This window comes from Legionella lytica, assembly GCF_044626755.1.
Taxonomy (GTDB): domain Bacteria; phylum Pseudomonadota; class Gammaproteobacteria; order Legionellales; family Legionellaceae; genus Legionella; species Legionella lytica_A.
The window spans coordinates 638,779-656,236 of sequence record NZ_JBGORX010000001.1; the positions used below are offsets into that span (position 1 = coordinate 638,779).

Consider the following 17,458-nt stretch of genomic DNA (forward strand, 5'->3'; position numbering starts at 1 on the left):
TAATTATCCTAGTGTTCTAGTGTTAATGAATGTTAATTTAAGTAGGGCGGTTCTATTCTACTCTTCTTGGCCGAAGTATAAAACGGCGCTATTAACATCATGATTTATTACAGTTGTTTTTTATATAACATTCATAGAATACAAAAATAGTATCAATAATCAAAAGTAGTGCGCAAGAAAAGTTGTTAACTTTAACGAAATATAAAATTTCATAGGGGGATTTGATGAAAATTCAAACTATAAATCCTGCAACTGGAAAAGTAATTCAAACTTATGACTGTTTAGACGAATTAATGAGCTATGAGCGAATTGCCTCCGGAGATGATGCTTTTTGTAAATGGAAGTTAACGGATTTTGCTGAACGAAAGAAATTGATGTTAAAACTAGCACGAATGCTTAAAGAGCAAAAAAAAGAGCTTGCGACCTTAATGGCAACTGAAATGGGTAAACCCATTACTGCAGGCCAAGCAGAAATTGAGAAATGTGCCTGGGTATGTGAGCACTATGCAGAACACGCAGAAGCTTACTTGGCTTCACGAACAATTCAGACTGAAATGAAAAAAGCCAAAGTTTGCCACCGGCCTCTAGGCATTGTTTTTGCCATTATGCCGTGGAATTTCCCCTTTTGGCAGGTATTCCGATTTGCAGCCCCAACCATTATGGCTGGCAATGCGGCAATTTTAAAACATGCCCCTATTTCATCAGGAACTGGAAATAAAATAGAGCAGCTATTTAAAGATGCTGGCTTTCCTGAACATTTATTTCAGCATGTTATTGTCGATAATAAGGTAGCGGCACAGATTATTGCCGACCCACGAATTGTGGCTGTTACTTTAACTGGAAGTGAGCGGGCTGGGTCTGCCGTTGCCTCACAAGCGGGAAAGTTTTTAAAGAAAGTAGTCTTAGAGCTTGGAGGAAGCGATCCTTATGTTGTGTTCGAAGATGCTGATTTGGATTTAGCGGCTCGTTGTATCGTAAATTCCCGCTTGAATAATTCTGGGCAGGTTTGTATTGCTGCCAAACGAATTATTGTTTTAAGTTCAATTGCAAAAGAGCTCACAGAAAAGATTAGTCAGCAAATGAAATTATTTAAAATGGGAGATCCTTTGGAGGCGGAAACCAAGCTTGGACCTCTCGCTCGAGTTGACTTGCGTGAAACAGTGCATAAACAAGTAGAAAAATCGCTTAAACAGGGTGCTAAATTATTGTGTGGTGGTATAATTCCCGAAGGTCAAGGATTTTATTATCCACCCACGTTACTCACAAATGTGATGCCTGGCATGCCGGCTTTTGATGAAGAGCTGTTTGGACCTGTAATTTCTGTGATATCAACAGAGAGCGAACAGGAGGCAATAGCTTATGCCAATCAAAGCCATTATGGTTTGGGTGCTGCAGTGTTTACGCGTGATTTGGAGAAAGGTGAGTATATTGCTACGCATGAAATAGATGCTGGTGTCTGTTTTGTCAATGCAATGGTTGCCTCAGATCCACGGTTACCTTTTGGTGGAATAAAACATTCAGGTTATGGGCGCGAATTGTCGAAAGAGGGCATCTTAGAGTTTGTGAATACCAAAACCGTAGGAATTAGTGATTCGTAATAATTAAAATAATAGCTGCTGTAAACTAGGGGTGAGTACATCATCCCTACAAGGCAAAACTGACGGGGTAAGCAATGTCATATAAATTTGAAGAAGGTAAAGGGGTATTAATAGAAGCTATTGTCGATAGGATTAAAAGTTCTATGACAGGGGAACAAGCTGAATTTTGTGCCGAATTTGCCAAGCAATTATATGGAACTGTCGCCATGGAAGACCTGAGCGCATGGGAACTAGATGATCTTTATGGCGCCGTAGCAAACTTTTGGTCACTTCTTAGTGAACGCAAACCTCATGAGACCAAAATTCGTATTTATAACCCAGACTTCGAGCGTCATGGCTGGCAAACAACACATACCGTAATTGAAGTTGTTTGTGATGACATGCCGTTTCTAGTTGATTCATTGCGTCTAGTTATTCATCGCATGGGCTTAGCCTCGCATTTAAGCATCCATATGGGTGGTATTCGTGTTAAACGCGATCAAAACAACCATATCTCCGCTATTTTACCGCGCGACAATACCGGTGAAGAGAACGGTGTAATCCATGAAGCTCCTTTATTCTTAGAAATCGATCGCCAAACTGATCCTAAAGTACTCCAAGAATTACACGACCGTTGTTTGCATGCCCTTGAGGACAACCGAGTTGTTTTTGAAGATTGGGAAAAAATGCGCTCCGAAGTTCGAGAAGCTGTTGTAGAAATAGATAAAGTTTCCTCAGCCCTTGATGACGGTGAAGTAGCTGAAACCAAAGCATTCCTACAGTGGATAGAGGATCACCATTTTACTTTCTTAGGCATAAGAGATTATGAATTAGTACAAAAGGGTGGTGAAACTTTATTGCAAGCGATCCCTGAAACCGGCTTAGGCGTGTTACGAGAAAGTGTGACTAAGTCAATGACGCGCAGTATCTCTGCAATGGCTCCTGAAGCACGCGAATTTACTTTATCACCTCGTATTCTAGTTATGTCTAAAACAAATACTTTAGCGAGTGTTCATCGTGATGCGTATACCGATTACATCGGTGTTAAGCGTTTTGATGCACAAGGTAATGTTATTGGTGAACGTCGTATCATCGGCCTTTATACTTCGGCTGCATACCATACAAATCCCACTCAAATTCCTTTCTTGCGCCGTAAAGTAGCAGTGATTATGGAAAACTCTCATCTGAAGCCACGTAGTCATGCTGCTAAGGTCTTATTAAATATTCTTGAGACATTGCCACGTGATGACTTAATTCAAGGTACTGAAGAAGAGTTGTTAGAAATAGCAATGGGCATCTTTTACATGCAAGACAGAAAGCGAATTCGCTTGTTTGCACGGATGGACGTATACCGCCGCTTTGTGTCTTGCTTGGTTTATGTGCCTAAAGAGCGCGTAAATACTGAGTTAAGAATGGCAATGAAGCGGATTTTGGAAACGAGCTTTAACTCTGTTGATATAAACTATACGACTTTATTTACTGAATCAGTTCTTGCGCGAATTCATTTCATTATCAAAATTGATCCTGAAAATTGCCCTGAGTATGATTTCAAAGAAATTGAAATGAAACTGATCGAGGCAGGACGCTCTTGGACTGATGACCTTCAATATAATTTGTATGAAGCTTATGGTGAAGAGCAAGCTAACAGCTTATTTGCGCGTTATCGAAGTGCTTTCCCGGCTGCATATTGTGAAAACTTTACTGCACGCACAGCCGTTTATGATATCAAGCATATCGAAATGCTGACTCCCGAAAATCCTTTAGGAATTAATTTCTATCGTGCCTTGGATGAGTCAGAAAATAACTTTAGATTAAAAGTCTATCATCATGATGCAACTATTCCCTTATCTGATGTGTTACCTATCTTAGAAAACCTTGGTTTACGTGCAATTACTGAGCGCCCATACGCCTTAAAATTTGACGATGGCAGAGTAACCTGGGTTAATGATTTTGCAATTCAATACAATAGAGATGGCGGCGTCATTGAACTGGATAACATTAAAGAGTTATTCCAGAATGCTTTTGCCAAGGTATGGTTTAGTAATGCAGAAAACGATGGCTTTAACCAATTAGTATTAGCTGCCGGTCTTAATTGGCGTGAAGTAGCTATTTTACGTACTTATGCCAAGTATTTTAAACAAATGGGCTTCACGTTTAGTCAGGAATATATGGAAAGTGCGTTAAATAATAACGTTAACATTGCCAAGAAACTGGTTCAATTATTTGAGATTCGTTGTAACCCTACTGAAGAAAATGCGCTTCGTGAGCATCGCTTTACTGAACTATCGGAAGAGATTTTAGTTGATTTAGATTCTGTATCCAACCTTGATGAAGACAAGATTATCAGACAATACATTCATGCAATTTCTGCTACTCTTCGTACGAATTTCTATCAAGTAGATAAGCACGGAAATCCTAAAGACTATATTTCCATCAAACTAAACAGTAAAACCATACCTGGTTTACCAAAACCTTACCCGATGTTTGAAATTTTTGTTTATTCCCCACGCCTTGAAGGGGTCCATCTACGTTGCGGTAAAGTAGCTCGTGGAGGATTACGTTGGTCTGATCGTCGTGAAGATTTCCGTACAGAGATTCTTGGTTTGATGAAAGCACAGCAAGTAAAGAACTCTGTTATCGTACCTTCTGGTGCTAAAGGTGGTTTTGTACCTAAAAATTTACCTGTTAATGGTAGTCGTGAAGAGATCATGGCTGAAGGTATTGCCTGCTATCAAATCTTTATCCGTGCGTTGTTAGATGTCACTGATAACTATGTTGATAATAGCGTTGTTAAGCCTGATAACGTAGTGTGTCATGATGAAGATGATCCGTACTTAGTTGTTGCTGCGGACAAAGGTACTGCAACATTCTCTGATTTAGCGAATGCAATTTCTTTAGAATATGGTTTTTGGCTGGGCGATGCTTTTGCCTCAGGTGGTTCAGTGGGTTATGACCATAAAAAGATGGGGATTACTGCCCGAGGTGCTTGGGAATCAGTAAAACGTCATTTCTATGAGTTGAACATAGACATTCAAAATAATGATTTCACCGTTGTAGGTATTGGTGATATGGCGGGTGACGTGTTTGGTAACGGTATGCTGTTGTCCAGACATATCAAACTTGTTGGGGCCTTTAACCACATTCATATTTTTGTTGACCCAGATCCAAACGCAGAACTTAGCTTTAAAGAAAGAGAGCGTCTGTTTAACTTACCACGCTCAAATTGGACTGATTATGATAAAAAACTCATCTCTAAGGGTGGTGGTATATTTAATCGTAATGCCAAGTCTATTCCAGTTAGTAAAGAAATGCAGGATCTTTTCGGCATTAAACAGACTGAAATTGAACCGAATGATTTAATTAAAACGATTCTAAAAGCGAAGGTTGATTTACTTTGGAGTGGTGGCATTGGAACGTATGTGAAAGCAAGTTCTGAATCCAATGTAAATGTAGGAGACCGAGCTAACGATTCGACTCGTGTTAATGCGAAGCAGTTACGTTGTAAGGTAATTGGTGAAGGCGGTAACTTAGGCATGACCCAATTAGCACGTATGGAATACTCCCTTGGTGGTGGTCTGGTTTATACCGACTTCATTGATAACTCGGGTGGTGTAAATTGCTCTGATAAAGAAGTAAACATCAAGATCTTACTCAATGGTATTGTCGCTGTCGGTGATTTAACGCCTAAGCAAAGAAATGAGTTGCTTAGCGAAATGACTGATGATGTGGCTAAGTTAGTACTTCGCGATAACTTCTTACAAACTCGCGCGATTAGCTTATCTGCTTCTCAGGCAATGCAGGCATTGGAATTACAAGGCCGTTATATTAAAGAGTTAGAGCGAACTGGAAAAATAGATCGTAGTCTTGAGTTCTTACCTGATGATAAGGCATTACAAGAACGTAAGTTAATGGGACAAGGTCTTGGACGCCCTGGAATTGCAGTGTTGATGTGTTATAGCAAGTCAATTTTAAAAGAGCAAATACTGGCTTCTGGAGTTCCTGAAGAAAATTACATGGAACAATTCTTAATTAACTCCTTCCCCAAACAGTTGCAAGAGCGGTTTAGCAAACAAATGCAAGACCATCCACTGAAGAGGGAAATTATTGCTACTAAATTAAGTAATATCATTGTAAATGAAATGGGCTTTACCTATGTTTACAGATTGCAAGATGAGACTGGTGCACCAGTTTCTGCGATCGTTAGAGCGTATATGATTACGCGTACAGTGCTTAATTTAGAGTCGATTTGGAAGCAGATTGAGGACTTAGGTACCCAAATTAGTGCACAGCGACAAATTGAAATGATGATGTTTTATGTCCGACTTTCAAGACGTATTACTCGTTGGTTCTTACGTACACAACGTAAAACAATGGATATCAGTGAAGTAGTGAGGCTGTATTCTCAAGGAATGAATGAATTGAAGATGTCTATTCCTTCTATTCTTAGTGAAGAACGCAGAGCTCGATACGAGGAACACCATCAAGAGTTAATTAAAGAAAGTATTCCTGCTGGTTTAGCACACGAACTGACTGTAGCTCGTGGGTTGTTCTCAGCAACTGATATCATTGAAATTGCCAGTAAGCGTGACATGAAGGTATCGCAAGTTGCTGAAGTTTACTTTGGTATTGGTGAGTTCCTGGATCTTGCTTGGATAAGAAAGCAAATCATTATGCACCCAACGGATAATCATTGGGAGTCTTTATCGAGAGAAGCATTACGTGATGACTTAGATTGGCAACAACGTCACTTAACCGATGGTTTACTTAACTACGATGGTGCTAGCTCTGATTTACATGAGCGCTTAACGTCTTGGGGGGATGCTCATACTGCATTGATTGAGCGTTGGCACTTTATTCTATCTGACTTGAAAGCAAGTACTGTGTTGAACTATACGATGTTTTTTGTTGCGATAAGAGAGTTGCTTGATCTGACTCAGACAACGTTACAGTCTTATTCCGAAGTAGAGATGGCATAATGAAAAAGCCCGTTTTAAACGGGCTTTTTTAATGGAAATCAACTGCTCTCCTGCACATGACAATTCAGCGCAGGAATAAATGTGCAGAAGAACAGCTGTAAGCAACCAGGCTTTCCTTATTGAACAGGTATTTCTCCTAACTGCACAGCCTTTTTATGACCTTCAAATAGAGCTAAAGACTCAATTCCTTTAAGTATACTCACAGCAACTAAATAATGGCCTGCAGCCAAAACAGAATAATCAACTAGCTCACCCACCTCCGAGCCATTCGTTTCACTTATTAATTTTTGTCCGGAATAAATCTCGTCATCCGTTACAATCGAATAAACATTTAATTGATGCTTTAAAGTTGATTTGTAATGCATGCGAGCAATAATTTCTTGTCCTTTATAACAGCCTTTATTAAAGCTAAGATAGGGAGTTTGCTGCAAATCCAGACGATGAGGCAAAAACATGCCACGTGAATCAGGGTAAATTTCAAGCTGACGTCGTGCGAGTCTTAAACTGTGCCAAGTTAAAGAGCCTAATAATTGCTGTTGTTCAGCAAAGCGTTTAGAAATGGTTTCAGCAAAATCTGCTCCACCAATAAAGATGTAAAAACCATTACCTAAATGAAAACAACAATAGTCAGCACCATAAGTTAATGCATAAAGATTAGTAGGGAAAAAATGAGAGTCAGGCACTATATCCTGAGAATTTTGTAAATAAAATCCCAGAGCAACTAACTCCTTATTTTCTTTAAGACTTACTCGCGAGAGCATCGCTGTTTTATTTAAAGAATTAATTGTTGCTTCTAATAAGTCTTTAGGGAGCATCAATTTTATTCCTTTCCAATTGAATACATCTATTAGGCTAAGGATACGACCTTTGAGATTACACTGGGCGCCTTGAATCATTTGTATGTCAGAGATTGAATTTACATCACAAGTGAGTTGGCCTTGCAGAAACTCACCCGCTTTATCTCCTGCGACATCAAGAATGCCTAAGTAAGATAAATCAAATAAATAATTCTTTTCGGGTTGGAGCTTTAGTTCTGTTTCAATAGGGGCAAAAGTTGTTAGGGCTCGGTGATTAATTAGGTGATTAAAAGTTGTGTTCATCATGGATAAGCGTTTCCGATTTCAAATACAGTAGTGTATCATTTGCAGGTTCATTAAATCATTAAGAGATTTACAATGTTGGATGTACGGGAAAAAGCAAGATTAGCGTGGCATTGTCGCCGCGGGATGTTGGAGTTGGATTTAATACTGCAGCGCTTTTTGGAGCAGGGGCTTGATAAGCTTTCAGCAGATGAGCTTAACGCGTTTGATTCATTATTGAGCTGTACTGATCCCGAACTTTATGCATGGTTAATGGGGCAATTGGACCCAGAGGATAACGAGTTAAAAGCAATTGTTACCATTATCCGAAATCAACATTAAACTTGGCCCATCGGAGATTTATTTCCGCTTGGTGCTGGTGATCAGTTTATTAACCACAGGGTTAATTTTTTATTCCGCTCTTTATTTAGCTGTAAAACTTATTCTGCTTGCTATTATTTTGACTCTACTGCGTTTAGATTGGCTAAATAAAAAGCCGAGGAATGGTATTAAGGAAATTCAATTCAGGTCGAGTAAATGGATTTTGGTTTTAAATAACGATGAAAGCCAAGAATATCAGGAAGCTCAAATTTTACTTCATAATGTTTTATTTCAGCTAATTCAGTTTACTTATCTAAATCAAAAAAAGCATGTTGTTCTTTTTATTGATCAAATTTCCCAAAACCAATTTCGTCAATTACATTTGAAACTTCTTTAGAGGGGATGATTTTTTATTGTTCAATAGGTGGTCTTTTATGGTACAATGTACTCATTTTGTATCCTAAGAGATGTAGCCATGGGAATTGAATCAAAACAAGATAAAGCGTCGGTGCCTGTTGAACTTGATAGTATGTCCTATAGCGGATTAGATGGAGTCTATCCGAAAAGCATTCCAGTCAAAGTCGGTTCTTACAAGGCATATATCGGTGGTGTTTCCGGCTGTTGGATTGCTTTTAATAAAGAATCTTCGCCTCATCGAATCCATGACTCAGAGATGTTTGCTTTTTTTAGAAAAACTGATGCGAACAATAATAAAGATTCATCTTGGAAAATTCATTTAAGTATTCATCCCCAGGATCTTAATAGAGCATGGGATTTAATTTATCCCATTCTTGTAGAACATGGTGTTCCTTGTTTTAAAACAACGCGCAATACCGTCTCCCTGGCCATGTATACAGCAATGAAGAAGGCTGATGCCAATACTGACTCTTTGACCGTTTCGGAAAAAGAGCAAGCTTTGCGCGATATTATTCGTGTATTTAATGGAATGCAAATCACCATTTATATTCCTGAAGGAAGGGAACATGAATACAATGAACTTTTGGGACGAGTTGAACCAATATTACATCAGGCGGGTATTCGTCCTGGAATTATTGATAAAAGTGACCGCGCTTTAGGGCTCTACAGTTCGGTGCGTAATGAAGGTGTTAAATATACTGCACACGATAAAGTCTCAGGCTATAAACTTGCTGAATTAAAAGATCCTTTCCACGCTCTGGATATTGAATGGAAGAAGGTCAAAATGAATTGGGGAGGTTTGGATTATGCACGGCATGTACATAAGGCAAAAGGGATGGTTTTGCAAATGCTTGATGCAGAAAAGAAATATGAAAATGGAATGCATACCAGAAAAGAGTTTGATCAGATTTATAATGTTGCTATGGAGTATTTTAAACGTTGGCACGATTTACTTGGAAGAGTGGCACCTGAAGACTTAGCCAAATTAGCTGCTCGAGATCAAGGTGGCTTCCTGGAGTTAAAAGAGTGGATTGAACAGGGATATGAATTCTTGCCACCAATAAGAAAACATAATACGAAAAAGGTTAAAGAGGCCGAAGATGTCTTAGCCAAATCTCCACGTGTCGATACATTATCGCTAAAGACGGTACATGTACTTAAAAAAACCAAGCCTCGTTCTGCTTTACATCAAGAGGTTTTTGTTGACTCTCAAGTGGCAAAAAAAGTGGTTGATAAACCGCAACTTGGAGTTGTTGGGCTCGTCGAGGATACTGGGGAATTTCATGTGCCAGGAGAAGACCCAAAATTAATTAAAAAAGAGTCTTCTGCTAAAATTCTTCGCGACTTAAGGGGTTATAGAAAAGAATCATTTAACGATCCTCTCTTAGATAGTAAGCTGAATGAAAGAATAAGCAAACCTAAAGTATCAAATAGTCGCAAGTCATCGGCACGAGTATTTTGGGGGATGTTTGATGGTTTACTAATCGGTACTGCTGTAGGTTTAGCACTCAGTGTTGCTTTCGCTCCTTGGGCCTTAGTGATTTGTCTGGGCTTGGCTGCTAGTGGAATGGCAATTGGCGGGGTAATTGGACATTATACTGCTCCAGCGAGTCAGGATACTGATAAACAACCTTTAATTCAGAAGAATCATGTTGAAGCTGGAGAAACTCAGGCAATGGCTCCCCATCAGTCATCCAATGGCTTGGGCTTTTTTGATAATGATGCCGGAGATGATGAGCATCAGCTAGGAGTTGAGCCTGCAAATAGTTCTAAAATCCGATAGAACTATTAGGCCTGGTTGCTTCAAACTGGGCTATGGCAAATAAATTTTGCACATGCCTATTTTCTACGGCTTGGCTGCGATATCAATAAATAGCGACTTCATCCTGCGAGCAATTCAACACACTAATTCCTCTAAATGATATATACTAAAGCATAACGGACAAATTAAACTCCAATTTCGCATAATGGAATGAAAAGAAAGAGGGTGTAATGAACAGTAATGTTTCTTATAGCGATGAAGAGCTCGTAAATTTAGCGCAGCAAGGGAATCAGGATGCATACAATTTGCTCTTTAGGCGTTATCATAATAAAGTGCAGCAAATTATTTATTTTCATATTAATGATCAAACGCATGTAAATGATTTAGCTCAAGAAGTATTACTTAAGGTTTTCCGTTATCTGCGTTATTTCAAGGAGGAAAGTCAATTTTCTACATGGCTTTATCGCATTACCCACAATACTATTAAAAATCATTATCGTACAGCAAGTACACGTAGCGACTTGGAAACTGAATTTGAAGAGAATCAAACTCACTCCATGACTCATCAATCTCCAGAATACGCATTAATAACTATTGAGTTTGGCGAACAATTAGAGTTAGCTATCTCCATGCTCTCTGAAGAGTTGCGCGCCTGTTATGGCATGCATATTTTTGATGGGCAAACCTATGAGGATATAGCTAAAAAGATGGATTGTCCTATAGGCACTGTTCGTTCCCGCATTTTTAGAGCCAGAAAACTATTAATGGCATCTATCGAAAATTTTGTTTAATTCCTGAAATGGTTTAAAATAAGCCACGCTAAATTGCGACATAAAGGGTAGTGTTATGCCAGACATGTTTGAAAAACGCTTAAAACATTGTAATGTTGAGCTTGATAAACTTTTTGAAGGATTTACTTTGAGCGAAGAGTTCCAGCTTCAGAAACAAGCAATTAAACTTCATTACCATAGCATGATACTGAATGCTGGCGAAAAAAAAGAGCGTGTCATTCATATGTATGAGTTTTTTATTAGTACATTGCAGCAAGCGAGAGCTAATAAAATTACGCTAAACGAGGCCGTCCAGCGTGTTGAGCGCAAGGCTGCGGCAAGAGAAAATGAAATTTTTTGGAATAATGGTTCTAATGGATTATCATTGGCTGCGTTATTCCTTTTAGCAACAGCAGCTTATTTATCTTTATATGTGATTGTTGCCTCTTGTTTTCCCATGCAACCGATTTTGGGTTTTGCGGTACTTGTTTTAGCCTCAGGATTATTTGTTGAGCGGATGAATAGGATACTTAGCGAATATATTGATTTTGAAGTTTCTGCTCCCATTAAAGATGAATGTAAACGCGAAGTTAAGCTCATGTCGTTTTTTAGACCAAATTCTGTTGAAACAGAGCCGTCCTCTAGTGTGGAGAGTCCACTAGTTGATGTTTCTTTTTAGCATAATAAGTTATTTTTAGAAACATTTTTAAATTCTGGCCAGATATACCAAATAAATCATCTGTTATTAAAAATAACATATGTTAACATAGCTGCATTTATCTGAACCCTAATAAGAACTATGCTGGAAAGTGATCGCTTAATCAGTACCCAAAGCATTACCTCGGAAGAAGCCATTGATCGCGCTATTAGACCGCTCAGTCTTCGTGAATACATTGGTCAAGAGGCAGTGAGTTCACAAATGCAGATTTTTATTGATGCGGCAAAGAAACGCCAAGATGCGCTGGACCATGTATTAATTTTTGGCCCGCCAGGGCTTGGCAAGACAACCTTGGCCAATATTATTGCGCATGAAATGGGTGTAAATCTTCGCCAAACCTCAGGCCCCGTTATTGAACGGGCAGGGGATATCGCTGCAATTTTAACAAACTTACAAGAAAATGATGTCCTGTTTATTGATGAAATTCACCGCTTAAGCCCAGTCATTGAAGAAATTCTTTATCCAGCAATGGAAGACTATAAACTGGATATCATGATTGGTGAAGGACCGGCTGCGCGTTCTATAAAGTTAGAGTTACCCCCGTTTACTCTGATTGGTGCTACAACACGAGCAGGCTTACTTACCTCACCATTACGCGATCGATTTGGTATCGTGCAGCGATTGGAATATTATTCCGTTGACTCTTTATCACAAATTGTGGCGCGTTCCGCCCAATTATTAAATGTGAAGACTGAGTTGGAGGGAGCACGAGAAATTGCGATGCGTTCACGAGGAACTCCTCGTATTGCTAATCGTTTATTACGACGTGTTCGTGACTATGCCGAAGTGAAGGGTAGGGGCGTAATAAGTTTAGATATTGCCCAAAGAGCTTTAGAGATGCTTGATGTAGACAAGTATGGGTTTGATCTGATGGATAGAAAGCTATTAATGTCCGTTATCGAACAATTTAATGGTGGTCCTGTAGGTGTAGATAGTATTGCTGCTGCGATTGGTGAAGAAAAAGGGACAATTGAAGATGTTTTAGAGCCATTTTTAATACAACAAGGATTCCTTATGCGCACACCACGAGGTAGAATAGCAACAGCTCGGGCTTATCAGCATTTTGGTTTAAGTATGGTTGCACCGGAATAATTCATGAATCAGGAAACCATTTATCAGTATGATGTACGTGTGTATACCGAAGATGTGGATTATATGGGCATCGTGTATCATGCAAATTATCTGTGTTATTTTGAACGTGCTCGTACTGAAATGTTGCGCCAAGATAATTTAGTTCTTAGTGATTTAGCAAAAACCGATACGCTTTTTGCAATTACTGAGATTAATATCCGATATCTTGCTCCAGCACGATTAGACGATTTGTTAAGCATTACTACTAAATTAGGAAAATCCGGCGCTTGTAGTTTTGAGTTTGAACAGGAAATGAAAAACCAGCAGGAGAAGCTGCTGTGTAAAGCACAAATTAAAGTGGTGTGTGTTGATGGAAATTTAAAACCGAAACGATTTCCAGGTAAAGAATAGGGTACGTCATCTTGATGGCGTTCTTTGAACTAATTAAAAATAAAGATCTTGGTAGCGGAGACAAAAAAAGATGGGTAGTCAGGCAAATGTATTAATGTATTTTATGCAAGCAGGGTTAGTAGTTAAGTCAGTAATGATGTTGCTTGCCGTTGCGTCCATTACTTCTTGGACATTGATTTTTCAAAGAGCCTGGTTTTTTAACCGCAAAAAACAAATGACCGAAGCATTTAGCCGTAGATTTTGGGACAGTGGCGATTTAAGTCGACTCTATGCGGATATTGATAGTAATGCTGATGAGCGCCAAGGTATGGCAGCAATTTTCCATGCAGGATTTAAGGAGTTTGTGCGCGCTAGAAAACAAGGGCAGGTGGTTTTAGAGCCGATTCAGCGTGTAATGCAAATTAGTCATGCCAAAGAAGCTGAAAAATTAGAGCAGCATTTACCGTTCTTTGCCTCAGTTGGTTCTATTTCACCTTATATAGGATTATTTGGTACAGTTTGGGGGATTATGACTTCATTCCAAGCTCTAGGACATGCACAACAGGCAACGATTGCAATGGTAGCTCCCGGTATTTCTGAAGCCCTGGTTGCAACGGCTTTAGGATTATTTACTGCAATACCCGCTGTTATTGCATACAACCGATATTCAACTCGCGCTAATGGGTTATTGGATCGATTTGAATTGTTTCAGGAAGAATTGATATCACTTATAGAACAACAAAACAATAATACTGTAAGAGGATAAAGTTCAAAATGATCAAAGCAAAGACCAAACGTGAGCGTCCCATATCTGAGATTAACGTTGTTCCTTACATTGATGTAATGTTAGTTCTGCTGGTTATTTTTATGATTACAGCCCCAATGCTGAGTCAAGGGGTGACCGTTGATCTACCGAAAGCGGCTAGCCAAAATTTGGCGCCAACAGATAGAGAGCCGATTATTGTTTCAGTAAACCAAGAAGGGACTTACTTTCTCAATATCAGTAGTACACCCGCGGATCCGATTGATCCGCAAGCTTTAACGGTTCGTGTGGCCGCTGAATTAGAATTAGCTAAACAGTCAAATCAGAAGCTCAATGTATTAGTTAAGGGAGACCAAGGCGTCGCTTACGGTAAAGTAGTGCAAGCGATGGCTTTATTAAAGCAAGCTGGCGCCGAACAAGTAGGATTACTGACTGATGACACAACACCCAATCAATCAGAGGGGCAAGCATGATAAATCCTAGTTACCGTAATGCTTTTTTTGTTGCGATTGGTTTGCATCTTTTTTTAATAGTGATGCTCCTATCGGATAATTCAAGCCAACGCCCAGTATTAACTGCTGAAGCGAAAAATGAACCTGGTATTGATCAGCCTATCGCAGCGACTCCGCCACCACAGCAAGAAGTTGTTAAAGCGGTAAGCGTTGATAATAAGCAAGTGATGGAAACGGTTAATCGTTTAAAGCAAGAGCGTGAACAACAAAAACGAGCCGAACAAAATCGCCAACGTGAGCTGAATCGACAGGCCGAAGCCGCCAAACAGCAACGCATCAAAGAGCAGCAACAGCTTGCGCGTCTGAAAGAAGAGGCTAATAGAATTGCAATTGCTCGTAAGAAGCAGGCAGAAGAAGAGAAAAAACGGCTTAAACAGATGGCTGAGCAAAAAGCATTAGAAGCCAAGCACATTGAAGAGTTGAAAAAGCAAAAGGAAGAATTGGTAAAGCAACAGAAGCTTGAAGCTAAAAAACTCGAAGAGCTTAATAAGAAAAAACTTGTCGAAAAAGCGCAGGCGGAAAAGCATAAAGCCGAAAATGCTAAAGCAGAAGCTGATGCTAAGGCAGCAAAAGAACTTGCTGATAAAGAGCGTATCGCTAAAGAAAAATCAGATCTTGCAAAAGCTGAAGCGGAGCGCAAAAGACAAGCTCAGGCTACGGCGGCGCAAAATGCGGAACGTGATGCACGAATCGCAGGGGAGGTCGATAAGTATAAGGCATTGATTGTAAATGCAATCGGTAGAAATTGGATTCTCCCTGAAAATGTAGACAGTACCTTATCCAGCCAGTTTAGAATACGTTTAGCTCCCGATGGTGCCGTATTGGAAGTTACGTTAACACGTAGCAGTGGCGATCCACTCCTTGATCGTTCAGCGCAAACAGCTATTCGCAAGGCGTCACCACTTCCTGTACCTACAGATGCAACGACTTTTAATATGTTTCGTGATATTAGTTTAACCGTTCGTCCACAACAAGTTAGAGGATAAAACTCGTGATTAATCGAATAACTACATTATTTCTTTTGTTGTTTACGCAACAGCTTTTCGCTCTTGATTTAGAGTTAACTCAAGGGATCAACTCAGCATTACCGATAGCTATTAATTCTTTTGGCTCGGATCGTGGCGCCCAAGAAATAGCTCAGCTTGTTGAGCATGATTTAACTTTTTCAGGCCAATTTAAAATTGTTTCAGGCCCGCAAGGTCCTAATGCGCAATCATCAGTTGCCACCTTAAAACAATTAGGTGCTGATAGTGTGGTGACAGGACGTGTTGTTCCCGTGGGGGGGCAATATGAGGTTAGTTTTACCCTGTCGGATGCCGTAGCCAACGGTACAGTTTTATTAACGAAAACTTATAAAGTTGGTGCGAATCAGTTAAGACCTTTAGCCCATCATATTAGTGATGAAGTCTATCAAAAACTTACTGGTGAGCGAGGCATCTTTTCTACTCGTATCGCTTATATTTCCGTACAAAGAAGTACTCGTGGCTCTCGGTATTCACTGGAAGTTGCTGATGCAGATGGCTATAATCCACAAAGCTTATTGGTTTCATCTGAGCCAATTATGTCCCCATCTTGGGCACCTAATGGCCGTAGTATTTCTTATGTATCTTTTGAGAAAAAGCGTGCGCAAATTTTTACAGTATCAGTTGAAACTGGGCAACGTCGCTTAATTACTAGTTTCCCTGGCATTAACGGTGCTCCAGCCTGGTCACCAGATGGTAATCAATTAGCGGTAGTTTTATCAAAAAGCGGTACGCCCAAACTGTACAGTGTTGATGTGGGTAGTGGGACAATGAAGCAGCTTACCTTTGGTGATGCAATTGATACAGAGCCTCGCTATGCACCTGATGGTAAGAGCATTCTCTTTACTTCAGGTCGCGGTGGTTCGCCTCAAATTTATCGTTTATCTTTAGCAGATGGGCAAGTAAGCCGTGTTACATTTGATGGTAACTATAATGCTCGTGCATCCTATACGCCGGATATGAAAAATATCATTATGTTGCATCGTGATGATCGCCAATTTAATATTGGCTTACAAAGTGTCAGTGGTGGCCCTATAGTAAGTTTAACCTTTTCTGGACGTGATGAGTCTCCATCTGTAGCTCCTAACGGACGATTAGTACTGTATGCTACTCATAATCAGGATCAAGGTGTTTTAGGGATTGTTTCTCTCGATGGTCGTATTCGAATGAAATTACCTGCACGTGATGGTGATGTACAAGAGCCTGCATGGTCTCCTTATTTAGGTTAAGGTAATGCTCAGATGAAACGGATTTTTTATGTATTAGTACTTGGTCTGATGGCGTTGAATTCTTATGGATGGAATATGCAAGGTCATCAGGTTGTGGCGCAAGTTGCCTATGATAATTTGACGCCACAAGCCAAAGAAATGTGCCGTAAGATTTTGAACTCACGTTCAAAAAAATCCTTTAATGCTAATTTTATTGCTGCAGCTATCTGGTTAGATCAGATTCGGTTTAAAAATGTACATTGGTATGATACCTTTCATTATATTAATACCCCATTTGCTGAAGACGATACAGCGCTCCCTTCGGTAGAAACGAGCAATGCAATCTGGGGTATTAAGAATGCGATTGCTGCACTGTCTGCAAAAAAGGTCAGTGCTTCGGATAAACGTTTATCCTTATTGATTTTGATTCACTTGGTCGGGGATATTCATCAACCGCTACATACAGCCACTAAAGTCAGTCAACGTTTACCTAAAGGCGATTTAGGCGGCAATTTATTTCCCTTAGGCACCAATTATGTTGGTGCTAATTTGCATCAATATTGGGATAACGGCGCAGGATTTTTTATTGGCCGCAACAAAATAGGCCAAATTAAGTCTAAGGCGCGGCTATTAGAACAGCGTTGGCCTTGTAATCAGATTTCTACTTTAGATGATCCTGGACAGTGGGCTAAAGCATCTTATGAATTAGCGACCAACCAAGCTTATCACATCCATCCTAAAGAAGTGCCGAGTAAGCAGTATCAGCTAAGAGCACAAAGTTTGATCCAAAAGCAAACTGCGGCTGCTGGATGTCGCCTGGCATTTGTACTTAACGAGTTGGCCAAAAAGTCTTAACTTTATTAAATAATCCA

15 protein-coding genes are annotated in these 17,458 nt (G+C 39.7%); 14 read left to right on the forward strand and 1 reads right to left on the reverse strand.

The window, feature by feature from the left end; all coding sequences use genetic code 11:
- Positions 1-224 precede the first annotated feature (224 nt).
- Both ACD661_RS02680 and ACD661_RS02685 read left to right on the forward strand, forming a co-directional pair.
- Positions 225-1,598 (forward strand): NAD-dependent succinate-semialdehyde dehydrogenase, encoded by a 1,374-nt coding sequence (locus ACD661_RS02680; protein ID WP_400186113.1) that lies wholly within the window; start codon positions 225-227, stop codon positions 1,596-1,598.
- Positions 1,599-1,672: 74 nt separating this feature from the next.
- The gene (locus tag ACD661_RS02685) at positions 1,673-6,553 is read left to right on the forward strand and encodes an NAD-glutamate dehydrogenase (RefSeq protein ID WP_400186114.1); all 4,881 of its coding nucleotides are present in this window, start codon (positions 1,673-1,675) and stop codon (positions 6,551-6,553) included.
- Positions 6,554-6,669: 116 nt separating this feature from the next.
- On the opposite strand, the gene ygfZ is transcribed toward ACD661_RS02685, so the two are convergent.
- On the reverse strand, positions 6,670-7,653 hold the full coding sequence (gene ygfZ / locus ACD661_RS02690; protein WP_400187213.1) for a CAF17-like 4Fe-4S cluster assembly/insertion protein YgfZ: 984 nt from the start codon (positions 7,651-7,653) through the stop codon (positions 6,670-6,672).
- 78 nt (positions 7,654-7,731) lie between these two features.
- Here ygfZ and ACD661_RS02695 point away from each other — a divergent pair, with 78 nt between their 5' ends.
- The 12 genes from ACD661_RS02695 (at position 7,732) to ACD661_RS02750 (ending at position 17,441) form a co-directional block, all read left to right on the forward strand.
- Positions 7,732-7,974 carry an FAD assembly factor SdhE gene (locus ACD661_RS02695; RefSeq protein ID WP_400187214.1) on the forward strand — a complete coding sequence of 81 codons (243 nt, stop codon included), beginning with the start codon at positions 7,732-7,734 and terminating at the stop codon, positions 7,972-7,974.
- Positions 7,946-8,350 (forward strand): protein YgfX, encoded by a 405-nt coding sequence (locus ACD661_RS02700; RefSeq protein WP_400186115.1) that lies wholly within the window; start codon positions 7,946-7,948, stop codon positions 8,348-8,350. Before ACD661_RS02695 ends, ACD661_RS02700 begins: the two co-directional genes overlap by 29 nt.
- A gap of 78 nt (positions 8,351-8,428) precedes the next feature.
- Complete coding sequence (locus ACD661_RS02705; RefSeq protein ID WP_400186116.1) at positions 8,429-10,153, forward strand: hypothetical protein; 1,725 nt, start codon at positions 8,429-8,431, stop codon at positions 10,151-10,153.
- 209 nt (positions 10,154-10,362) lie between these two features.
- Positions 10,363-10,923 carry a sigma-70 family RNA polymerase sigma factor gene (locus ACD661_RS02710; protein WP_400186118.1) on the forward strand — a complete coding sequence of 187 codons (561 nt, stop codon included), beginning with the start codon at positions 10,363-10,365 and terminating at the stop codon, positions 10,921-10,923.
- 55 nt (positions 10,924-10,978) lie between these two features.
- A complete protein-coding gene (locus tag ACD661_RS02715) occupies positions 10,979-11,581 on the forward strand; it encodes a DUF5638 domain-containing protein (protein WP_400186119.1) in 603 nt (200 codons plus the stop codon).
- Between the two features lie 120 nt (positions 11,582-11,701).
- A complete protein-coding gene (ruvB, locus tag ACD661_RS02720) occupies positions 11,702-12,712 on the forward strand; it encodes a Holliday junction branch migration DNA helicase RuvB (RefSeq protein WP_400186121.1) in 1,011 nt (336 codons plus the stop codon).
- 3 nt (positions 12,713-12,715) lie between these two features.
- Positions 12,716-13,102, forward strand: coding sequence for a YbgC/FadM family acyl-CoA thioesterase (locus ACD661_RS02725; protein WP_400186122.1), 387 nt, complete (start codon positions 12,716-12,718; stop codon positions 13,100-13,102).
- Positions 13,103-13,172: 70 nt separating this feature from the next.
- On the forward strand, positions 13,173-13,847 hold the full coding sequence (tolQ, locus tag ACD661_RS02730; protein ID WP_252578785.1) for a protein TolQ: 675 nt from the start codon (positions 13,173-13,175) through the stop codon (positions 13,845-13,847).
- Positions 13,848-13,855: 8 nt separating this feature from the next.
- Positions 13,856-14,317: a protein TolR gene (gene tolR, locus ACD661_RS02735; RefSeq protein ID WP_252578787.1), complete on the forward strand. Its 462-nt coding sequence runs from the start codon at positions 13,856-13,858 to the stop codon at positions 14,315-14,317.
- Positions 14,314-15,342, forward strand: a complete 1,029-nt coding sequence (gene tolA, locus ACD661_RS02740) for a cell envelope integrity protein TolA (RefSeq protein WP_400186124.1) — start codon at positions 14,314-14,316, stop codon at positions 15,340-15,342. Before tolR ends, tolA begins: the two co-directional genes overlap by 4 nt.
- 5 nt (positions 15,343-15,347) lie before the next feature.
- Positions 15,348-16,607: a Tol-Pal system beta propeller repeat protein TolB gene (gene tolB, locus ACD661_RS02745; RefSeq protein ID WP_400186126.1), complete on the forward strand. Its 1,260-nt coding sequence runs from the start codon at positions 15,348-15,350 to the stop codon at positions 16,605-16,607.
- 12 nt (positions 16,608-16,619) lie between these two features.
- The gene (locus tag ACD661_RS02750) at positions 16,620-17,441 is read left to right on the forward strand and encodes a S1/P1 nuclease (RefSeq protein ID WP_400186127.1); all 822 of its coding nucleotides are present in this window, start codon (positions 16,620-16,622) and stop codon (positions 17,439-17,441) included.
- Positions 17,442-17,458: the final 17 nt, after the last annotated feature.